A 20,060-nucleotide genomic window follows, 5' to 3' on the forward strand; every position below is an offset into this window, starting at 1 on the left:
TCTGCCGGCGAACATCCGCCAGACCCGCTACTGCAGATCACCGGTCACTTGGTGGAGTTGCCGTCCGGCACGAACACATAGCCTACGCCCCAGACGGTCTGGATGTAGCGCGGTTTGGACGGATCGGGTTCGATCATCCGGCGCAGACGGGAAATCTGCACGTCGATGGAGCGCTCCAGCGCATCCCATTCCCGGCCACGGGCCAGGTTCATCAGTTTGTCTCGGGTCAGCGGCTGGCGGGCGTTCATCACCAGTGCCTTGAGCACCGCGAATTCGCCGGTGGTCAGCATGTGCACTTCGTCACCGCGCTTGAGTTCGCGGGTGGCCAGGGACAGCACGTAATCGCCGAAGGTGACGTTTTCGTCTTCGCTGCCCGGTGCGCCCGGCACGGCCGGAGCCTGACGGCGCAGCACGGCCTTGACGCGGGCCATCAGCTCGTCGGGGTTGAACGGCTTGGCCAGGTAATCGTCGGCGCCCAGTTCCAGGCCCTTGATGCGGCTCAGCTCGTCGCCCTTGGCGGTGAGCATGATGATCGGAATCTGATTGTTCGCGGCCCGCAGGCGGCGGCATGCGGTCAAGCCGTCTTCGCCTGGCAGCATCAGGTCGAGGACGACCAGGTTGAACACTTCGCGGGACAGCAGACGGTCCATCTGCTCGGTGTTCGGTACGGCACGGGCACGGTAGCCCTTGCTGACGAAAAAGCGCTCCAGCAGGCTGCTCAGCCCCGGATCGTCGTCAACGATGAGAATTTTTTCGCCTTCAGCAGTTTGTGCAGTGCTGCTCATTGGATGCTCCTTTTAGCTCGGCGCGCATTATGGCGTAGCTGCCGTTATACGCACCGTGTGCATTGTTAGCAGATTTTTCCTTCACTGCCAGAAAACCGGGGCTTGTGCCTACACGGCCCGACGCCCCCGAATGACAGAACGCCGGTTATAATGCGCGGCCTTTTGTGCCAGGCAACGTCTGAATCGTTACCGTTGGTGGCCAAGCCCTATTTTTCATGTCCACCGCAGTAATCGTTCGGTTTCACGGGTCAATGGTCTGCTCCCTTGGCCCAGGCAGCGGCAAGCGCCAGGCCGCACAACCAGGTTCCGGGCCTTCATCCTTCGCGCCTGCGGACCTGCTTTCACAATTTGTCAGGTGGTTTTATGGACAGCATCAACAGCCGCATCGCCGAGGAACTCGGCGTACGCCCGCAACAGGTCGAAGCGGCCGTCGCGCTACTCGATGAAGGCTCTACCGTTCCCTTCATCGCCCGATACCGGAAAGAAGTGACCGGCAGCCTCGATGACACTCAGCTGCGTCATCTGGAAGAGCGCCTGCGCTACCTGCGCGAACTCGACGAACGGCGCGTCAGCATCCTCGCCAGCATCCAGGAGCAGGGCAAGCTCACCCCCGCACTCGAACGCGACATCAAGCTCGCCGACACCAAGACCCGCCTCGAAGACCTGTACCTGCCGTACAAGCAGAAGCGCCGCACCAAGGGCCAGATCGCCCTGGAAGCCGGCCTCGGCGAACTGGCCGACGGCCTGTTCAACGACCCGTCGCTGGCGCCGGAAGTCGAAGCCGCCCGCTTCATCGACGCCGACAAAGGCGTGGCCGACGCCAAGGCCGCCCTGGAGGGCGCCAAGTACATCCTCATGGAACGCTTCGCCGAAGACGCGGGCCTGCTGGAGAAACTGCGCTCCTTCCTCAAGCAGGAAGCCACGATCAGCGCCCGCGTGATCGCCGGCAAGGAAGAGGAAGGCGCCAAGTTCCGCGACTACTTCGAACACGACGAGCCGCTCAAGAGCATGCCGTCGCACCGCGCCCTGGCGATCTTCCGCGGCCGCAACGAAGGCATCCTCAGCTCGGCCCTGAAGGTCGGCGAGGAACTGCCGGGCACCCTGCACCCGTGCGAAGGCATGATCGGCCAGCACGTCGGCATCCAGAACCAGAACCGCCCCGCGGACAAATGGCTGGGCGAGGTGGTGCGCTGGACCTGGAAGGTCAAGCTCTACACTCACCTTGAGACCGACCTGCTCGGCGAACTGCGCGACGGCGCCGAGACCGAAGCGATCAACGTATTCGCCCACAACCTGCACGACCTGCTGCTGGCCGCCCCGGCCGGCCCGCGCGCGACCCTGGGCCTGGACCCGGGCCTGCGCACCGGCTGCAAGGTCGCGGTGGTCGACGCCACCGGCAAGCTGCTGGATCACGCCACGGTCTACCCGCACGTGCCGCACAACAAGTGGGACCAGACCCTGGCCATCCTGGCGGCCCTGTGTGCCAAGCACTCGGTCGACCTGATCGCCATCGGCAACGGCACCGCCAGCCGTGAGACCGACAAGCTGGCCATCGAGCTGATCAAGAAATACCCGGCCATGAAAATGACCAAGGTCATGGTGTCCGAGGCCGGCGCGTCGGTGTACTCGGCCTCGGAACTGGCCGCGAAGGAATTCCCGGACCTGGACGTGTCGATCCGCGGCGCGGTGTCCATCGCCCGCCGCCTGCAGGATCCGCTGGCGGAGCTGGTGAAGATCGATCCGAAATCCATCGGCGTCGGCCAGTACCAGCACGACGTGTCGCAGCTGAAGCTGGCGCGCAGCCTGGACGCCGTGGTCGAGGACTGCGTGAACGCCGTGGGCGTGGACGTGAACACCGCGTCCGTGGCCCTGCTGGCGCGGATCTCCGGCCTCAACGCCACCCTGGCGCAGAACATCGTCGCCCACCGTGACGAGCACGGCGCGTTCAAGACCCGCGCCGCGCTGAAGAAAGTCGCGCGCCTGGGCGAGAAGACCTTCGAACAGGCCGCCGGCTTCCTGCGCGTGATGAACGGCGACAACCCGCTGGACGCATCGGCCGTGCACCCGGAAGCCTATCCGCTGGTCAAGCGCATCGCCGCCGAGACCGACCGCGACATCCGCTCGCTGATCGGCGACACCGGGTTCCTCAAGCGCCTGGACCCGAAGAAATTCACCGACGAGACCTTCGGCCTGCCGACCGTCACCGACATCCTCCAGGAACTGGACAAGCCGGGCCGCGACCCGCGTCCGGAGTTCAAGACCGCCGAGTTCCAGGAAGGCGTCGAAGACCTCAAGGACCTGCAGCCGGGGATGATCCTCGAAGGCGTGGTGACCAACGTCACGGCGTTCGGTGCGTTCGTCGACATCGGCGTGCACCAGGACGGCCTGGTGCACATCTCGGCCCTGTCGGAGAAGTTCATCAAGGATCCGCGCGAGGCGGTGAAGGCCGGCGACGTGGTGAAGGTCAAGGTCATGGAAGTCGACATCCCGCGCAAACGCGTCGGCCTGTCGATGCGCATGAGCGACACGCCGGGCGAGAAGATCGACGGCGCCCGCGGCTCGCGTCCGGGCTCGGCGCCGCGCCAGGGTTCGAACAACGCGCCGCGCAAGGAAACCGCCACCGCCGCACCGGCCAACAACGCCATGGCGTCCCTGTTCGCCAACGCCAAGCAGTTGAAGAAGAAGTGATGGACATTCCCGCCGGGCTCGTCGAGAGCGCGTTCTTCAAGCTGTTGGGCTGCCGTCTGCACAGCCTGGAGACCGGGGTGGCGCAAGTCGCCCTGGCGCTGGAGCCGCCGCTGCGCAACCGCGGCGGCAAGCTGCACGGCGGCGCGCTGTTCAGCCTGGTCGACATCGCCATGGGGCTGGCTTGCTCCAGCACCCACGGCTTCGACCAGCAGAGCGCGACCATCGAGTGCAAGATCAACTACATCCGCGCCGTGTCCGACGGCGAGGTGCTGTGCACGGCCCGGGTGATCCACCCGGGCCGGCGCACGCTGGTGGTCGAGGCCGACGTGATGCAGGGCGACAAGCTGGTCGCAAAAGCGCAAGGCACGTTCGCTGTCCTGTAGCTAGCCGTCACCGATTTGGGTTAATTTCGGCGCAACGAAACCTGTGGGAGCGAGCCTGCTCGCGAAGAGGGTGCATCAGCAACGAAAGTGCTGGCTGACACACCGCCTTCGCGAGCAGGCTCGCTCCCACAGGGAATGTGCAGTTCTTGACTGACCGGCAAACGGCCTGCCGCTCCAAAACCAGGCGAAAACGCCAGTTTCAACTTCACCCTTGTAGACCGTCCTGCCCACCCCCATATTGGGGCGACTGACGCGTGAAGGAATCCAAATTGAGCGAACTTCTCAACCGCCGCCTGGCCCTGCTCGGCGAGCGCGCCAACCTCTCCCTGCTCGAGCAGTGCCTGCACGGCATCGAACGTGAATGCCTGCGCGTGACCGGCGAGGGCCGCCTGGCGCAGACGCCGCATCCCGAGGCCCTGGGTTCCGCGCTGACCAACGAACAGATCACCACCGACTATTCCGAGTCGCTGCTGGAGTTCATCACGCCTGCCCTGCCCGACCCGGCCGACACCCTGGCCAGCCTGGAGCGCATCCACCGCTTCGCCTACAGCAAGCTCGGCAACGAGTACCTGTGGAGCCCGTCGATGCCGTGCCCGCTGCCGGCCGAAGAAGACATCCCGATCGCGTACTACGGCACCTCCAACATCGGTCGGCTCAAGTACGTCTACCGTCAGGGCCTGGCGCTGCGCTACGGCAAGACCATGCAGTGCATTGCCGGGATCCACTACAACTTCTCCCTGCCGGAAGGGCTCTGGCCGCTGCTCAAGCAGACCGAGGGCTTCGAAGGCAGCGACCGCGACTTCCAGTCCGCGTCCTACATCGCCCTGATCCGCAATTTCCGCCGCTACAGCTGGCTGCTGATGTACCTGTTCGGCGCCTCGCCTGCGCTGGACGCAGGCTTCCTGCGCGGCCGCCCGCACCAGCTCGAACAGCTCGATCCGGACACCCTGTACCTGCCCTACGCCACCAGCCTGCGCATGAGCGACCTGGGTTACCAGAGCAATGCCCAGGCCGGCCTGACGCCGTGCTACAACGATCTGTCCAGCTACACCGACAGCCTGCGCAAGGCCGTCGCCACGCCGTATGCGCCGTACGTCGAGATCGGCACGCACCAGGACGGCGAGTGGGTGCAGCTGAACACCAACATCCTGCAGATCGAAAACGAGTACTACTCCAACATCCGCCCCAAACGCGTGACCTACACCGGCGAACGGCCGATCCAGGCGCTGATGGCCCGCGGGATCCAGTACGTCGAAGTGCGCTGCCTGGACATCAACCCGTTCCTGCCGATGGGCATCGACGTCACCGAGGCGCGTTTCCTCGACGCGTTCCTGCTGTACTGCGCGCTCAACGACAGCCCGCTGCTGACCAGCACCAGCTGCGGCAACGCCACGTCGAACTTCCTCAGCGTGGTCAAGGAAGGCCGCCGTCCCGGCCTGCAGCTGCAGCGTGACGGACAGCCGGTGGACATGAAGCAATGGGCGAGCGAACTGCTGGAGCACATCGCGCCGCTGGCGGCCCTGCTGGACCGCAGCCAGGGCAGCGATGCCCACGGCAAGGCGCTGGACGCGCAGCGAGCCAAGGTCAGCGACCCGTCGCTGACGCCGTCGGCCCAGGTGCTGGCGGCGATGGCCGCGCACAAGGAAAGCTTCGCGCAGTTCTCCCTGCGCCAGAGCCAGGCCCATGCCGATTTCTTCCGCAGCGAGCCCCTTGCCGCCGAGGAGCAGGCCCGGTTCGAAGCGCTGGCGCACTCGTCGCTGGAGCAGCAGGCGGAGCTGGAACAGAACGAGGTCGGCGATTTCGACGTGTTCGTCGGGGCCTACCAGGCGAGCATCCTGGCGATCAGCAACTAGCCTGCGAGGATCCTGCGGATTCTGTCGCGAGCAGGCTCGCTCCCACAGGTGACGGCGGTGATGCCGCCGCACCTGCTCGCGGTGGCGGAATCCTGGCGGCCCTTTAGATTTTTCCGCTCATAAGTTAATTCTAAAAAGTTATTTATTTTTAGATTCTTAGATCATTTAGTCTCCTTTCACGCCGACGACCGGTGGCCTGACAAGGAGCTCTCCCATGAAACTGAATGTCCCGCTTCGCCTGCTGGCGGTGGCCACCCTGGCCGCCGCAAGCTTCCTGGCCCAGGCCGCCGACCTCACCGTCGCCTACCAGACCACCGTCGACCCGGCGAAAGTCGCCCAGGCCGACGGCGCCTACGAGAAGGCCACCAAGGCCGACATCAGCTGGCGCAAGTTTGACAACGGCGCCGACATCATCGCCGCCATCGCCTCCGGCGACGTGCAGATCGGCTACCTCGGCTCAAGCCCGCTGACCGCGGCGGTCACCCGCAAGGTGCCGGTGGAGACATTCCTCATCGCCACCCAGATCGGCGCCGCCGAAGCGCTGGTCGCCCGCGACGGCGCAGGCATCAAGACACCGCAGGACCTGGTGGGCAAGAAAATCGCCGTGCCGTTCGTTTCCACCGGCCACTACAGCCTGCTGGCCGCCCTGAAGCATTGGAACATCGACCCGTCGAAAGTCACCGTGCTCAACCTCGCGCCGCCGGCGATCATCGCCGCGTGGAAACGCGGTGACATCGACGCCACCTACGTCTGGGATCCTGCCCTGGGCGTGGCCAAGGAAAACGGCAAGGTGCTGATCACCTCCGGCGAGCTGGCCAAGTTCGGCGCGCCGACCTTCGATGCGTGGATCGTGCGCAAGGACTTCGCGCAGAAGCATCCGGAGATCGTCACCGCGTTCGCCAAGGTCACCCTCGACGCCTACGCCGACTACCGCAAGGATCCGAAAGCCTGGCTCGCCGACACGAGCAACGTCGACAAGCTGGTGAAGCTGTCCGGCGCCAAGGCCAGCGACATTCCGCTGCTGCTGCAAGGCAACGTCTACCCGCTGGCGGCGGATCAGGTCAACGACCTCGGCGCGCCGACCACCAAGGCCATCACCGACACCGCCGTGTTCCTAAAGGAGCAAGGCAAGGTCGAGGCCGTGCTGCCGGACTACGCGCCGTACGTCAGCGCCCAGTACATCACCAACTGATCGGGAGTCGACCGCGATGGCCTTGCTTTCGCTGGAGCGCATCAGCGCACAGTACCCCGGCAGCCCGGAACCGGTGCTGTCGGATATTTCCCTGACCCTCGGCCCCCGGCAACTGCTGGTGGCCCTCGGCCCGTCCGGCAGCGGCAAGACTTCGCTGTTGAACCTGATCGCCGGTTTCGTCGACCCCAGCGCCGGGCGCATCACCCTCGACGGCGTGCCGGTCAAGGGGCCGGGCGCCGAACGCGGCGTGGTGTTCCAGGACGACGCCCTGCTGCCCTGGCAGGACGTGCTGGCCAATGTGGCCTTCGGGCTCGAACTGGCCAGCGTGCCCCGGGACAAGCGCGAGCGGCGCGCCCGGGAAATGCTCGCGCTGGTGGACCTGGCCGGTTTCGAGAGCCGCCGCGTCTGGCAACTCTCCGGCGGCCAGAAGCAGCGTGTCGGCCTGGCCCGCGCCCTGGCCGCCGATCCGCGCGTGCTGCTGATGGACGAACCCTTCGGCGCCCTCGACGCCTTCACCCGCGAACAGATGCAGGAACTGCTGCTGCAAGTCTGGCAACGCACCGCCAAACCGGTGTTCCTGATCACCCACGACATCGAAGAGGCGGTGTTCCTCGCCACCGACCTGATCCTGCTGGCGCCCAACCCCGGGCAGATCGTCGAACGCCTGCACCTGGACTTCGGCCAGCGCTACGCCGCCGGCGAACCGGCGCGGTCGATCAAGTCCGACCCGCGCTTCATCGAAACCCGCGAACACGTGCTCGGCAAAGTGTTCTCCCAACGCAACGCCGTCCGGCTACAGGAGCGCGCATGAGCAGCTACGACGTTTCCGCCGCCACGGTGAAACCTTCCAAACCCTCGACGTCCATTGCGGTGCGGCGCAGCCTGAGCACCCGCTGGATCAGTGTGCTGACCCTGTTCGCCCTGCTGCTGGCCTGGTGGGCGGTGACCGCCACCGGCCTGATCGAACCGCTGTTCCTGCCGCCGCCCGCCGCCGTACTGCAAAAGGGCTGGTTGCTGGCCACCAGCGGCTACATGGACTCGACCCTGTGGCAGCACCTGGGCGCCAGCTTGAGCCGCATCGGCCTGGGTCTGGGCTTCGCCATCCTGACCGCCGTGCCGGTGGGCATCGCCATCGGCGCCAACCGCATCGCCCGCGGCGTGCTCGATCCGCTGATCGAGTTCTACCGGCCGATCCCGCCGCTCGCCTACCTGCCGCTGATCGTGATCTGGTGCGGCATCGGCGAGGTGTCGAAAGTGCTGCTGATCTACCTGGCGATCTTCGCGCCGATCGCGATCGCCACCGCCACCGGCGTACGCACGGTCGACCCGGCCAAGCTGCGGGCCGCCCAGTCGTTGGGCGCCACCCGCGGGCAACTGATCCGCCATGTGATCCTGCCCAGCGCCCTGCCGGACATCCTCACCGGCATCCGCATCGGCCTTGGCGTTGGCTGGTCGACCCTGGTCGCCGCCGAACTGATCGCCGCCACCAGCGGGCTGGGTTTCATGGTGCAGTCGGCGGCGCAGTTCCTGGTGACCGACGTGGTGGTGCTGGGGATCCTGGTCATCGCCCTGATCGCCTTCGCCATGGAAATGGGCCTGCGCGCCCTGCAACGCAGACTGGTGCCGTGGCACGGCCAGGCCCACTGACTTTTTCCCTTGCGGGAGCCGGCCTGCTGGCGATGGCGCCAGCCCGGGCACCGCAGACAGTCGCTCCCACCGCTTGAACAGCCCTCCACCGAATATTGATGAGAACACCATGAGCGACCTGAACATCGTTCCCTTAAGCCCGGCCCTCGGCGCGCAGATCAGCGGCGTCGACATCAGCCAGCCATTGAGCCAGGAGCAGCGCGACGCCATCGGCCAGGCGCTGCTCAAGCACCAGGTGCTGTTCTTCCGCAACCAGCCCATCGAGCCTGCGCAGCAGGCGCGCTTCGCCGCGTACTTCGGCGACCTGCACATCCACCCGATCTACCCCAACGTGCCGGAACAGCCCGAAGTGCTGATCCTCGACACCGCCGTCACCGACGTGCGCGACAACGCAATCTGGCACACCGACGTGACCTTCCTGCCGACCCCGGCGATGGGCGCGGTGCTCAGCGCCAAGCTCCTGCCGGAGTACGGCGGCGACACCCTGTGGGCCAGCGGCATCGCGGCCTATGAAGCGCTGTCGGCGCCGGTGAAGGCCCTGCTCGAAGGGCTGACCGCCACCCATGACTTCACCCGCTCGTTTCCGCTGGAGCGCTACGGCAACACGCCCGAAGCGCTGGCGCAGTGGGAAGAGGCACGGCGCAAGAACCCGCCGCTGTCGCACCCGGTGATCCGCACCCACCCGGTGAGCGGGCGCCGCTCGCTGTTCGTCAACGAAGGCTTCACCTCGAAGATCAATGAACTGTCGGAGACCGAAAGCGAGGCGATCCTCAAGTTCCTGTTCGCCCACGCCACCCGGCCGGAATTCACCATCCGCTGGCGCTGGCAGAAGGACGACATCGCGTTCTGGGACAACCGCGTGACCCAGCATTACGCAGTGGACGACTACCGCCCCGCCCGGCGGGTGATGCAGCGGGCGACGGTGTTGGGGGATGTGCCGTTCTTTCGCTGACGGCTGCGTCGCCGGTTCCGGCCCCATCGCCAGCAGGCTGGCGATGACGGTGTGACAGGCGCCGCAGGATCCGGCGCCTGACGCTTACTCGGCCGTCGACGGCTTCTCCCACAGATTGATCCCGCCCTCCTGGGCGAACCGATCGATTTCAGCCAGCTCTTCAGCGCTGAAGCTCAGGTTCTTCAGCGCCCCGACGTTCTCGATGATCTGCTCCGGCCGGCTCGCGCCGATCAGCGCCGAGGTCACCCGCGGATCGCGCAGCGTCCAGGCCAGCGCCAGTTGCGCCAGGCTCTGGCCACGACGCTTGGCGATCTCGTTCAGCGCCCGCACATGGGCGATGTTGGCCTCGGACAGGTGCGACGCCTGCAGCGAACCGCCGCCCGGACGGTTGACCCGCGCATCCGCCGGCACGCCATTGAGGTACTTGTCTGTCAACAGGCCCTGCGCCAGCGGGGTGAAGGCGATTACCCCGGTGCCGAGTTCGTCGGTGGTGTCGAGCAGGTCCTTTTCCACCCAGCGGTTGAGCAGGTTGTAGGCCGGCTGGTGGATCAGCAGCGGCACTTTCCACTCCTTGAGCAGCGCGGCGATTTCGCGGGTCTTCACCCCGGAATACGAAGAGATGCCGACGTACAGCGCCTTGCCCTGCTGCACGGCGGTGGCGAGGGCGCCGGCGGTCTCCTCCAGCGGGGTGTCCGGATCGAAGCGGTGGGAATAGAAGATGTCCACGTAGTCCACGCCCAGCCGTTGCAGGCTCTGGTCGAGGCTGGCCAGCACGTACTTGCGCGAACCGCCGCCCTGGCCGTAAGGGCCCGGCCACATGTCCCAACCGGCCTTGCTGGAGATGATCAGCTCGTCGCGGTAGCCCTTGAAGTCTTCGCGCAGCAGGCGGCCGAAGTTGATCTCGGCGCTGCCGTAGGGCGGGCCGTAGTTGTTGGCCAGGTCGAAGTGGTTGATCCCCAGGTCGAACGCCGTGCGCAGCAAGGCACGCTGGGTGTCGATCGGCGTGCTGTCGCCGAAGTTGTGCCACAGGCCCAGGGACAGCGCCGGCAACACCAGGCCGCTGCGGCCCACGCGGCGGTAAGGGAGGGTGTCGTAGCGGTTTTCGGCAGCGGTGTAAGTCATCGAATCCTCTCTAGATTGAGTTTCAGCCATCGTCGGTCGGACATTTCCTGTGGCGAGGGAGCTGGCTCCCGCTCGGTTGCGCAGCGACCGCCGGTGCAGCGGTGCTTTGACAGACCGAAGCTGCTCAGCATACGCCCAAGCGGGCCCCTGCCCACCTCGGATTCGACCTATGGCTGAATCGTTTCACATCAGGAAGGGAAAAGACGCCGCCACCCCGTCTTCACAGATCCTTGTCGACCTGCTGACGATGGCGCCAGCCAAAACGCCTCAAGACCTTCGGCCTAACGGGAAACCTGTGCAAAGACCTCGCTCAACCAGTCCACGAACACCCGTACCCGCGGCGACAGGTGCCGGTTGTGCGGGTACAGCACCGACACCGGCATCGGTGGCGGCGGCGTGTCGGGCAGGACTTCCCGTATCAGGCCCTGGTCGATCTGGCTCTGCATGCGGTAGTGCGGGCACTGGATCAGGCCCAGGCCGGCGATGGCGGAGGCCGCGTAGATCTCGGCGCCGGACACCGAGACCGCCCCGTCGATGGCGACCTCCGTGCGTTCGCCGTCGACCATGAATTCGAAGGGAAACACCCGGGTGGTGCTGCGCGAGACGTAGTTCACCGCGCGATGGTCTTTCAGGTCGGCCAGGCTGCGGGGCTCGCCGAACCTGCGCAGGTAGGCGGGGCTGGCGCAGGTGATCTGCCGCAGGCTGGCCACGCGCTTGCCGATCAGCGTCGAGTCGCCGAGGGTGCCGGCGCGCAGCACGCAATCGACGCCTTCGGCGATCAGGTCGACGAAGCGGTCGGCCTCGCTGATCGACAGTTCGATGTCCGGGTAGCGCGCCATGAACTGCGGCAACGCCGGGATCACGAAATGCCGGGCCAACGTACCTTGCATATCGACCCGCAGCCGCCCCTTCGGCACCACGCTGCGGAACGCCAGTTCGGCGTCCTCCAGCTCCGCAAGCAACTGCACGCAACGCCGGTAATAAGCCTCGCCGTCCAGGGTCGGACGCACCTTGCGCGTGCTGCGCTCCAGCAGGCGCGTGCCGAGCCAGGCTTCAAACTGGTTGAGGATGTGGGTCAGGGTGGCCCGGGGCAGGTTCAGGTCGGCGGCGGCCTGGGTGAAGCTGCTGCGCTCGTAGATCCGCACGAACGCCTTCATCGCTTTGACTTGATCCACGGCGGGCTCCCGGCCTTCGATTGTTGGCGGATGTTGAACAGTCAAGGCAACTTTGCGGCATTTATCCAGCACAGGCAAACAGGTGAAATGACTCCCACTTCCCCCGCACACAGGAACACAGCCATGACCCAGCACACTTCGAAAGTCGCCCTCGTGACCGGCGCCTCCCGCGGCATCGGCGCGGTGATCGCCAAGCAATTGGCCGAGGACGGTTTCGCCGTCGCCGTCAATTACGCCAACAGCGCCGACGAAGCTTCCCGGCTTGTCGTCGAACTGCGCCAGGCCGGCCACCGGGCCATGGCCATCCAGGGCGACGTGGCCGACGCCGCCGACGTGCGGCGCCTGTTCGACGAGACCGAAGCGCACCTGGGCAAGGTCGACGTGCTGGTGAACAACGCCGGCATCCTCAAGGTGCTGCCGCTGGCCCAGCACAGCGACGAGTTGTTCGAGCAGACCTTCAACATCCACGCCCGCGGCACCTTCAACACGATGCGCGAGGCGGCGGCTCGGCTGAACGACGGCGGACGGATCATCAACTTCTCCAGCAGCACCGTCGGCCTCAACCTGCCGGGCTACGCGGTGTACATCGCCAGCAAGGCGGCAGTGGAATCGCTGACCCAGGTGTTCGCCAAGGAAATGCGCGGGCGCAACGTCACGGTCAACGCCGTGGCGCCGGGGCCGGTGGCCACCGAGCTGTTCCTGCACGGCAAGAGCGAGGAGCAGATCCAGACCTACGCGAAGATGCCGCCGCTGGAACGCCTGGGGCAGCCGGAGGACATTGCCCGGGTGGTGTCGTTCCTGGCGAGCCCGGCGGCGGACTGGGTCAACGGACAGATCCTGCGGGCCAACGGCGGGCTGGTTTGACTATGCTCTGAACAGGCCCGCAGCGGCCCCGTCGCCGGCTGGCTGGCGATGGGATCCGCCCAGGCGAAACGACACCGACAGGCAGCCTCTCATGCACACCACCATCATCATCACCTTCGGCCTGCTCCTGCTGGCGCTGATGCTGTACATCGGCGAACGCATCGGCTTTTCCCGCCAGACCCTGGCCTACGGCTTCGCCGCCCTGTGGCTGGCGCTGACGGTGATCAACGGCGCGGTCGGCATGGTGCACGGCAAGCAGACGCTGAGCACCGAACTGATGGTCGGCAGCGCCGTGTTCGGCGTGCCGGTGGCGGCGATGGTGCTGTTCATGGTGCTGAGCGCCGAGGCCTGAGACCGCCCCGGCGCCCGCCGGGCTCAACGCACCAGGTGCAGGAACTGCATGTGCCGTTCGTACTGGTCGAGGATGTCGTTGATGATCTGCTCCTTGGTGTAGCCCACCAGGTCGTAGTCCTGGCTGCCCTCGCTCAAGTGCACTTCGGCGCGGTAGTAGCGGCGGTTGTTGAGCTGCTTGGAACCCATGCCGCCCCGGGCGAACGACGGCGTGAAATAGCCGCGCATCTGCACCTGGTAGATGAACGGGTGCAGTTCGCCGTGGCCGATCTCCAGGCTGACGCTGTCGTGGGCCGGATCCGGCTGCGTGACCACATGCAGACCCTTCTCGACGAACACCGCCGTCACCTCTTCGATGGCCGGCTTCACGGTGCTGTCCATGAACCGGTACACCTCGTCCCGCGACGGGAAATGCACCGCCTGGCTCAGGCGCTGCCGCCAGCCACCCTTGCCGCGCCGCGAACCGGACACCGGCGCCAGCGAATGCAATTGCGCGATCTGCTTCTGCGACTCCAGGTAGAACGCCTTGTGCAGCCCCCACATCATCAGCAGCAGGATCAACGAGAACGGCAGTGAGGTCAGCACCACCGCCGACTTCAGCGCATCGATGCTGCCGGAGAACAGCAGCGCGCTGGTGATCAGCGCCGTCATCGCGCCCCAGAACACCCGCAGCCATTTCGGCCCGTCCTCGTCCGGGCCGCCGCCCTTGGCCGACAGGGTCGAGAGCACCACGGTGCCGGAGTCGGCGGAGGTGACGAAGAACACGAAGCTGATGAACACCGTCACCGCGATGACGGTCTTGCTCCACGGGTAGGTCTCCAGCAGCAGGTAGAGGGTCATCGACGGGTCGTCGATGGCCGACAGGCCGAGGGCCTCCATGCCGTGGTTGAGCACCTGGTCGATGGCGCTGTTGCCGAAGATCGACATCCACGCCAGGGTGAAGCCCAACGGAATCAGCAGCACGCCGAAGACGAATTCGCGGATGGTGCGGCCCCGGGAGATCCGCGCGATGAACAGGCCCACGAACGGCGACCAAGCGATCCACCAGGCCCAGTAGAACACGGTCCAGCCGCCGAGCCAGTCGCTGGGCTTGTCGTAGGCGTAGAGGTCGAAGCTCTTGGTCGGCAGCGCGCCGAGGTAATCGCCCAGGTTCTGGATCAGGGTGTTGAGCAGGTGCTGGGTGGGCCCGGCGAACAGCACGAACAGCAGCAGCGCGCAGGCCAGCAGCATGTTGATGTCGGACATCACCCGCACGCCCTTGTCGACCCCGGACACGGCGACGGTGATCGCCGCGCCCATCATCAGGACGATCAGGCCGACCTGGATCCACTGGGTATGGGCGATGCCGAACAGGTAGTCCAGGCCGGAGTTGAGGTGCAGCACGCCGAAGCCCATGTCCGCGCCGAGGCCGAACACCGTGGCGATGATGCCGAAGCCGTCCACCGCGTAGCCGATGGGGCCGTTGATGCGTTTGCCGATCAGCGGATAGAGCGCCGAGCGCAACGCCAGCGGCAGGTTGTGGCGGTACGCGCAGTACGCCAGCGCCATGCCGACGAAGGCGAACACGCCCCAGCCGTGCAGGCCCCAGTGCAGGAACAGGATCTGCATCGCCTGGCGCGCGGCGTCCGCCGTGCCGGCCTCGCCCTGGGGCGGCTGGAGCATGTGGGTCAGGGGTTCCGACACGCAGAAGAAAAACAGGGTGATGCTGATCCCGGCGGCGAACAGCATGCCGGCCCAGGACAGGTAACTGAATTCGGGCTCGTCGTGGTCGGCACCGAGCTTGATCTTGCCGTAGCCAGACAGCGCGGTGACCACCACGAAGACCAGATACAGGGTCATCGCCAGCATGTAGTACCAGCCGACCGTGTTGGCCGCCCAGTCCTGGGCCTTCAGCAGCCAGGCGCCGGCCGCCTCCGGCAGGGAAATCACGACGAGGCCGAACAGCAGGATGACCGTCGCGGCGAACCAGAACACCGGCGGGTTCATGCGCACCTGGGCGCTGGCGGGGGTGGACGATGCACTCATGGACGGTGCACCTCGAAGGGGTGGAACATGGCTGAAATGATCGGACTCAGCAAAGGCAAGCCTCCTGTTGTGAGCGGGCAGCGGACTGCCGGTTTAACTTGAATGAACGTTCAAGTTAAACATGGATAGCACGCTAAGGACTAATCGCAAGGCCGAGCGGTCGCTCGCCCCTGCGGGCTCAAGGAGGGTTATGACGCAGGTTCGGAGGGATTCGTTCAGTGGCGAATTGGCCGGGTGCCACTATCCGGGCCGGCCTGAGTCCGTTCGACGGGCCCGCGACGGCGCCGGTCAAGGCGCCGCAGGGCCTTCAAGCGGAGTGCGCCGTCACTTCTGCGTCCCGTCGTCGTGCTGCAGGTTGGCCTGGGTCAGGTTGCTGCCGGCCGGTACGCTGCGGGTCAGCCACACGTTGCCGCCGATGGTCGAGCCCTGGCCGATGGTGATGCGCCCCAGGATGGTCGCCCCGGCGTAGATCACCACGTCGTCCTCGACGATCGGGTGGCGCGGATGGCCCTTCTGCAGTTGGCCGTCCTCGTCCGCCGGAAAGCGCTTGGCGCCCAGGGTCACCGCCTGGTAGATCCGCACCCGCTCGCCGATGATCGCGGTTTCGCCGATCACCACGCCGGTGCCGTGGTCGATGAAGAAGCTCGGGCCGATCTGCGCGCCGGGGTGGATGTCGATGCCGGTGGCCGAGTGAGCGATCTCCGAGCTGATCCGCGCCAGCAGCGGCAGGCCCGCGCGGTACAGGTGATGGGCCAGGCGATGGTGGATCACCGCCAGGATGCCCGGGTAGCACAGCAGCACCTCGTCGACGCTGCGCGCCGCCGGATCGCCGTGGTAGGCCGCCAGCACGTCGGTGTCGAGCAGGCTGCGCAGGCCCGGCAGGGCCAGGGCGAAGTCCTGGACGATGCGGATCGCGCGGGACTCGACCTCGGTGTCGGCCTGGGCGCTGTGGCGGGCGACGTAGCGCAGTTCGAGCCGCGCCTGGACGAGCAAGGCATTCAGGGCGACGTCGAGGGTATGGCCGACATAGAAGTCCTCGCTTTCCTCACGCAGGTCCACAGGCCCCAGCCGCATCGGGAACAACGCCCCGCACAGGGCCTCGAGGATCTCCGCCATCGCTGCGCGGGAGGGCAGTTCGCGCCCGCCCTGTTCGCCGGTGGCCCGGCCGTTCTGGGTACGCCACAGATCCCGCGCGGTACGCAGTTGGCTGACGATGGTCTGCAGTTGCCAATGGCTGGAACGCTCGCTCACGGTAAAGACTCCTCACCGGCGGCCGGACTGTCGGGCCGCCTCAACGGCGACTACTTTACGGCATGGCCCCAAGCGCGAATTAAGAACCGATAGTGCTGGCCTAAGCACGTTTGGCTATAAGCGATTGACGGTTGCCCCGCCAAAACGCCATGCCTATAGTCCTGTGATCTTCCTCCGCCAGTACAGGCCCATGATCAAACAACAGCTGGACCGCTTCCATCGTCTCGACCTGCTCGGCCAACCCACTCCCCTGGAAAAACTCGAACGCCTTTCCGCCTGGCTGGGCCGCGACATCTACTTCAAGCGCGACGACCTGACCCCGCTGGCCATGGGCGGCAACAAACTGCGCAAGCTCGAATACCTCGCCGCCGACGCCCTCGCCCAGGGCGCCGACACCTTGATCACCGCCGGCGCCCTGCAATCGAACCACGTGCGCCAGACCGCCGCGATCGCCGCCAAGCTGGGCCTGGGCTGCGTGGCGCTGCTGGAGAACCCGCTGGGCACCGACGACGGCGACTACACCGGCAACGGCAACCGCCTGTTGCTGGATCTGTTCGACGCCAAGGTCGAGCTGGTCGACAACCTCGACAATGCCGACGAGCAACTGGCGGCCCTCGCCGTGCGCCTGCGCAGCAACGGCAAGAAGCCGTACCTGGTGCCCATCGGCGGCTCCAACGCCCTCGGCGCGTTGGGTTACGTGCGGGCCGGCCTGGAACTGGCCGAACAGATCAAGGACACCGGCCTCGACTTCGCCGCCGTGGTGCTGGCCTCCGGCAGCGCCGGCACCCACAGCGGCCTGGCCCTGGCCTTGAACGAAGCATTGCCGGCGCTGCCGGTGATCGGCGTGACCGTCTCGCGCAGCGAAGAGGACCAGCGCCCGAAAGTGCAGGGCCTGGCCGAACGTACCGCCGACCTGCTGGGCGTGGCGCTGCCGGACAGTTTCAAGGTGCGCCTGTGGGACGAGTACTTCGGCCCGCGCTACGGCGAACCGAACGCCGGCACCCTGGCGGCGGTGAAGCTTTTGGCCAGCCAGGAAGGCGTGCTGCTCGACCCGGTCTATACCGGCAAGGCCATGGCCGGCCTGCTCGACGGCATCGGCCGCGGGCGCTTCGACGACGGCCCGGTGATCTTCCTGCACACCGGCGGCGCACCGGCGCTGTTCGCCTACAAGGACTTCCTGTAAGGCCCGCGGCGAGGGAGCCGGATCCCTCGCCGCAGCAGGCTGCGCATATATTCGAATTTGAAATAACAAAAATAAAAACCATTATTTTCAATTCTAAGCGAGCAATCATATAGTCTCCCCGCAGGCGAATTTCGCGGGAGACGCATAAGCTGCTTTAGGGCACGATAGCGCAGTCGTCCAATTCCCGGATTCGCCAACTTTCCTTAAGCGTCTTCCATAAGAAAACACAGGGGCATGTCATGAATTTTTCCGCACTACGTCGCAACCTGCTGGTGGGTTCGCTGGGCCTGGCGCTGAGCGCCGGCCTGATCGGCCACGCAGCCGCCGGTGAGCAACTGAAGCAGATCAAGGACAAAGGCGTCATCAACGTCGGCCTGGAAGGCACCTACCCACCGTTCTCCTTCGTCGATCCCGACGGCAAGCTGGCCGGCTTCGAGGTCGAACTCTCCGAAGCCCTGGCGAAAAAGCTGGGCGTGAAGGCCAAGATCCAGCCGACCAAGTGGGACGGCATCCTCGCGGCCCTGGAATCCAAGCGTCTGGACGTCGTGGTCAACCAGGTAACCATCTCCGACGAGCGCAAGAAGAAATACGACTTCTCCGAGCCCTACACCGTGTCCGGGATCCAGGCGCTGGTGCTGAAGGACAAGGAAGCGGCGCTGAACATCAAGACCGCCGCCGACCTGTCCGGCAAGAAGGTCGGCGTGGGCCTGGGCACCAACTACGAGCAATGGGTGCGGGCCAACGTGCCGGGCGCCGACGTGCGCACCTACGACGATGATCCGACCAAGTTCGCCGACCTGAACAACGGCCGCACCGACGCCATCCTGATCGACCGTCTGGCTGCTCTGGAATACGCCAAGAAGGCACCGAAGACCGTGGCCGCAGGCCAGGCGTTCTCCCGTCAGGAATCGGGCATCGCGCTGCGCAAGGGCGAGCCGGAACTGCTGACGGCGGTGAACAAGGCCCTCGACGAACTGCGCGCCGACGGCACGCTGCAGAAGCTCTCGGAAAAGTACTTCAACGCTGACGTCACGAAATAATGGAAGCAGCTTTCCAACTCGCGCTGGACTCCGCGCCCTTCCTGCTCAAGGGCGCGTACTACACGGTCATCCTTAGCCTGGGCGGCATGTTCTTCGGTCTGCTGCTGGGCTTCGGCCTGGCACTGATGCGCCTGTCGCGCTTCAAGTCGGTCAGCTGGCTGGCCCGCATCTACGTGTCGTTCTTTCGCGGCACGCCGTTGCTGGTGCAGCTGTTCGTGATCTATTACGGCTTGCCGCAACTGGGTGTGGAACTGGATCCGCTGCCGGCGGCCCTGATCGGCTTCTCGCTGAACATGGCCGCCTACGCCTGCGAGATCCTGCGTGCCGCCATCGGCTCGATCGAGCGCGGCCAGTGGGAAGCGGCGGCCAGCATCGGCATGACCCGCGCGCAGACCCTGCGCCGGGCCATCCTGCCGCAGGCGATGCGCACGGCATTGCCGCCGCTGGGCAACAGCTTCATTTCGCTGGTCAAGGACACCGCGCTGGCCGCCACCATCCAGGTGCCGGAGCTGTTCCGCCAGGCGCAGCTGATCACCGCCCGCACCTTCGAAGTGTTCACCATGTATCTTGCCGCCGCGCTGATCTACTGGGTTCTGGCCACGGTGCTGTCGCACCTGCAGAACAAGTTGGAAGAGCGGGTCAATCGGCACGACCAGGAGTCCTGACCCCATGATTGTCGTGGAAAAACTGACAAAGCAGTTCAAGGGTCAGACCGTGCTCAACGGCATCGACCTTAAGGTGAAGGAAGGCGAGGTCGTGGCGATCATCGGTCCCAGCGGCTCGGGCAAGACCACGTTCCTGCGCTGCCTGAACTTCCTTGAGCAACCCACCAGCGGCCGGATCAAGGTCGGCGACATCGAGATCGATACCGGCCGTCCGCTGAACCAGCAGCAAGGCCTGGTGCGCAACCTGCGCCAGCACGTGGGCTTCGTGTTCCAGAACTTCAACCTGTTCCCTCACCGCACCGCCCTGGAGAACGTCATCGAAGGCCCGACCGTGGTCAAGAAGACGCCCCGCGCCGATGCCATCGCCCTGGGCCGCAAGCTGCTGGCCAAGGTCGGCCTGGCGGGCAAGGAAGACGCCTATCCGCGGCGCCTGTCCGGTGGCCAGCAACAGCGCGTGGCGATCGCCCGGGCGCTGGCGATGGAGCCGGAAGTGATCCTGTTCGACGAGCCGACCTCGGCCCTGGATCCGGAACTGGTGGGCGAAGTGCTGGCGACCATCCGCGGCCTCGCCGAGGAGAAACGCACAATGGTCATCGTCACCCACGAAATGGCGTTCGCCCGTGACGTGGCCAACCGTGTGGTGTTCTTCGACAAGGGCGTGATCGTCGAGCAAGGTGAGGCCAAGGCCCTGTTCGCCGATCCGAAGGAAGAACGCACGCGACAGTTCCTCAGCAAGTTCAGAAACAACGGCTGACCTCACCGATCCGCAACAACCGCAAACTTCCATGGACGGAAGTTTCGCTCTCTCTCCTTTCTCCCTACAGCAATCAACTTGTTCCGATGCGGCACATATATATGTTCTGCAACAGATATTCCGTGCCCGG

At 65.7% G+C, this 20,060-nt stretch carries 18 protein-coding genes; 13 read left to right on the top strand and 5 right to left on the bottom strand.

Features of this window, described 5'->3' with window-relative positions:
• Positions 1 to 44: 44 nt before the first annotated feature.
• Positions 45 to 785, bottom strand: a complete 741-nt coding sequence (gene ompR, locus CAG33_RS16505) for a two-component system response regulator OmpR (RefSeq protein ID WP_085581968.1) — start codon at positions 783 to 785, stop codon at positions 45 to 47.
• 363 nt (positions 786 to 1,148) lie between these two features.
• On the opposite strand from ompR, the gene CAG33_RS16510 reads away from it, so the two are divergent.
• The 7 genes from CAG33_RS16510 (at position 1,149) to tauD (ending at position 9,500) form a co-directional block, all read left to right on the top strand.
• Positions 1,149 to 3,473, top strand: coding sequence for a Tex family protein (locus CAG33_RS16510; RefSeq protein ID WP_085631901.1), 2,325 nt, complete (start codon positions 1,149 to 1,151; stop codon positions 3,471 to 3,473).
• A complete protein-coding gene (locus CAG33_RS16515; protein WP_085581972.1) occupies positions 3,473 to 3,856 on the top strand; it encodes a PaaI family thioesterase in 384 nt (127 codons plus the stop codon). Before CAG33_RS16510 ends, CAG33_RS16515 begins: the two co-directional genes overlap by 1 nt.
• Positions 3,857 to 4,125: 269 nt before the next feature.
• Positions 4,126 to 5,709, top strand: a complete 1,584-nt coding sequence (gene gshA / locus CAG33_RS16520) for a glutamate--cysteine ligase (RefSeq protein WP_085581974.1) — start codon at positions 4,126 to 4,128, stop codon at positions 5,707 to 5,709.
• Positions 5,710 to 5,923: 214 nt separating this feature from the next.
• Positions 5,924 to 6,901: a taurine ABC transporter substrate-binding protein gene (tauA, locus tag CAG33_RS16525; protein ID WP_085581976.1), complete on the top strand. Its 978-nt coding sequence runs from the start codon at positions 5,924 to 5,926 to the stop codon at positions 6,899 to 6,901.
• Positions 6,902 to 6,917: 16 nt separating this feature from the next.
• Positions 6,918 to 7,712: a taurine ABC transporter ATP-binding subunit gene (tauB, locus tag CAG33_RS16530; RefSeq protein ID WP_085639443.1), complete on the top strand. Its 795-nt coding sequence runs from the start codon at positions 6,918 to 6,920 to the stop codon at positions 7,710 to 7,712.
• Positions 7,709 to 8,548 carry a taurine ABC transporter permease TauC gene (tauC, locus tag CAG33_RS16535; RefSeq protein WP_085581980.1) on the top strand — a complete coding sequence of 280 codons (840 nt, stop codon included), beginning with the start codon at positions 7,709 to 7,711 and terminating at the stop codon, positions 8,546 to 8,548. Before tauB ends, tauC begins: the two co-directional genes overlap by 4 nt.
• 109 nt (positions 8,549 to 8,657) lie before the next feature.
• Positions 8,658 to 9,500 (top strand): taurine dioxygenase, encoded by an 843-nt coding sequence (gene tauD, locus CAG33_RS16540; protein ID WP_085581982.1) that lies wholly within the window; start codon positions 8,658 to 8,660, stop codon positions 9,498 to 9,500.
• Between the two features lie 84 nt (positions 9,501 to 9,584).
• Here tauD and mgrA read toward each other — a convergent pair whose 3' ends face one another.
• Positions 9,585 to 10,622: an L-glyceraldehyde 3-phosphate reductase gene (gene mgrA / locus CAG33_RS16545; RefSeq protein WP_085631893.1), complete on the bottom strand. Its 1,038-nt coding sequence runs from the start codon at positions 10,620 to 10,622 to the stop codon at positions 9,585 to 9,587.
• 281 nt (positions 10,623 to 10,903) lie between these two features.
• Positions 10,904 to 11,797, bottom strand: coding sequence for a LysR family transcriptional regulator (locus CAG33_RS16550; protein ID WP_085639446.1), 894 nt, complete (start codon positions 11,795 to 11,797; stop codon positions 10,904 to 10,906).
• A gap of 123 nt (positions 11,798 to 11,920) precedes the next feature.
• On the opposite strand from CAG33_RS16550, the gene CAG33_RS16555 reads away from it, so the two are divergent.
• Positions 11,921 to 12,661: an SDR family oxidoreductase gene (locus tag CAG33_RS16555; protein ID WP_085581988.1), complete on the top strand. Its 741-nt coding sequence runs from the start codon at positions 11,921 to 11,923 to the stop codon at positions 12,659 to 12,661.
• 91 nt (positions 12,662 to 12,752) lie between these two features.
• Positions 12,753 to 13,013, top strand: coding sequence for a hypothetical protein (locus CAG33_RS16560; RefSeq protein ID WP_085639448.1), 261 nt, complete (start codon positions 12,753 to 12,755; stop codon positions 13,011 to 13,013).
• 23 nt (positions 13,014 to 13,036) lie between these two features.
• On the opposite strand, the gene betT is transcribed toward CAG33_RS16560, so the two are convergent.
• Together betT and epsC are read right to left on the bottom strand one after the other, a co-directional pair.
• Positions 13,037 to 15,037 carry a choline transporter BetT gene (betT, locus tag CAG33_RS16565; protein WP_085631889.1) on the bottom strand — a complete coding sequence of 667 codons (2,001 nt, stop codon included), beginning with the start codon at positions 15,035 to 15,037 and terminating at the stop codon, positions 13,037 to 13,039.
• 324 nt (positions 15,038 to 15,361) lie between these two features.
• Positions 15,362 to 16,288, bottom strand: a complete 927-nt coding sequence (gene epsC / locus CAG33_RS16570) for a serine O-acetyltransferase EpsC (RefSeq protein ID WP_085581994.1) — start codon at positions 16,286 to 16,288, stop codon at positions 15,362 to 15,364.
• Between the two features lie 190 nt (positions 16,289 to 16,478).
• On the opposite strand from epsC, the gene CAG33_RS16575 reads away from it, so the two are divergent.
• From CAG33_RS16575 to tcyN, 4 genes are all read left to right on the top strand, one after another.
• Positions 16,479 to 17,471 carry a D-cysteine desulfhydrase gene (locus CAG33_RS16575; RefSeq protein ID WP_085581996.1) on the top strand — a complete coding sequence of 331 codons (993 nt, stop codon included), beginning with the start codon at positions 16,479 to 16,481 and terminating at the stop codon, positions 17,469 to 17,471.
• Between the two features lie 239 nt (positions 17,472 to 17,710).
• Positions 17,711 to 18,511, top strand: coding sequence for a cystine ABC transporter substrate-binding protein (tcyJ, locus tag CAG33_RS16580; protein ID WP_085581998.1), 801 nt, complete (start codon positions 17,711 to 17,713; stop codon positions 18,509 to 18,511).
• Positions 18,511 to 19,176: a cystine ABC transporter permease gene (gene tcyL / locus CAG33_RS16585; RefSeq protein ID WP_085582000.1), complete on the top strand. Its 666-nt coding sequence runs from the start codon at positions 18,511 to 18,513 to the stop codon at positions 19,174 to 19,176. Before tcyJ ends, tcyL begins: the two co-directional genes overlap by 1 nt.
• A 4-nt stretch (positions 19,177 to 19,180) precedes the next feature.
• Positions 19,181 to 19,930 (top strand): L-cystine ABC transporter ATP-binding protein TcyN, encoded by a 750-nt coding sequence (gene tcyN / locus CAG33_RS16590; protein ID WP_085582002.1) that lies wholly within the window; start codon positions 19,181 to 19,183, stop codon positions 19,928 to 19,930.
• The last annotated feature ends 130 nt before the right edge of the window (positions 19,931 to 20,060 follow it).

This window comes from Pseudomonas sp. B3(2017) (assembly GCF_002113595.1).
Classification (GTDB): domain Bacteria; phylum Pseudomonadota; class Gammaproteobacteria; order Pseudomonadales; family Pseudomonadaceae; genus Aquipseudomonas; species Aquipseudomonas ekonensis.

Excerpts from the sequence above, each read along its gene's own strand:
- tauC (WP_085581980.1), top strand. The coding sequence starts at position 7,709 with ATGAGCAGCTACGACGTTTCCGCCGCCACGGTGAAACCTTCCAAACCC.
- tauB (WP_085639443.1), top strand. The coding sequence starts at position 6,918 with ATGGCCTTGCTTTCGCTGGAGCGCATCAGCGCACAGTACCCCGGCAGC.
- mgrA (WP_085631893.1), bottom strand. The coding sequence starts at position 10,622 with ATGACTTACACCGCTGCCGAAAACCGCTACGACACCCTCCCTTACCGC.
- tcyN (WP_085582002.1), top strand. The coding sequence starts at position 19,181 with ATGATTGTCGTGGAAAAACTGACAAAGCAGTTCAAGGGTCAGACCGTG.
- CAG33_RS16555 (WP_085581988.1), top strand. The coding sequence starts at position 11,921 with ATGACCCAGCACACTTCGAAAGTCGCCCTCGTGACCGGCGCCTCCCGC.
- tcyL (WP_085582000.1), top strand. The coding sequence starts at position 18,511 with ATGGAAGCAGCTTTCCAACTCGCGCTGGACTCCGCGCCCTTCCTGCTC.
- tauD (WP_085581982.1), top strand. The coding sequence starts at position 8,658 with ATGAGCGACCTGAACATCGTTCCCTTAAGCCCGGCCCTCGGCGCGCAG.
- CAG33_RS16560 (WP_085639448.1), top strand. The coding sequence starts at position 12,753 with ATGCACACCACCATCATCATCACCTTCGGCCTGCTCCTGCTGGCGCTG.
- ompR (WP_085581968.1), bottom strand. The coding sequence starts at position 785 with ATGAGCAGCACTGCACAAACTGCTGAAGGCGAAAAAATTCTCATCGTT.
- CAG33_RS16510 (WP_085631901.1), top strand. The coding sequence starts at position 1,149 with ATGGACAGCATCAACAGCCGCATCGCCGAGGAACTCGGCGTACGCCCG.
- CAG33_RS16575 (WP_085581996.1), top strand. The coding sequence starts at position 16,479 with ATGATCAAACAACAGCTGGACCGCTTCCATCGTCTCGACCTGCTCGGC.
- CAG33_RS16515 (WP_085581972.1), top strand. The coding sequence starts at position 3,473 with ATGGACATTCCCGCCGGGCTCGTCGAGAGCGCGTTCTTCAAGCTGTTG.
- betT (WP_085631889.1), bottom strand. The coding sequence starts at position 15,037 with ATGAGTGCATCGTCCACCCCCGCCAGCGCCCAGGTGCGCATGAACCCG.
- tauA (WP_085581976.1), top strand. The coding sequence starts at position 5,924 with ATGAAACTGAATGTCCCGCTTCGCCTGCTGGCGGTGGCCACCCTGGCC.
- tcyJ (WP_085581998.1), top strand. The coding sequence starts at position 17,711 with ATGAATTTTTCCGCACTACGTCGCAACCTGCTGGTGGGTTCGCTGGGC.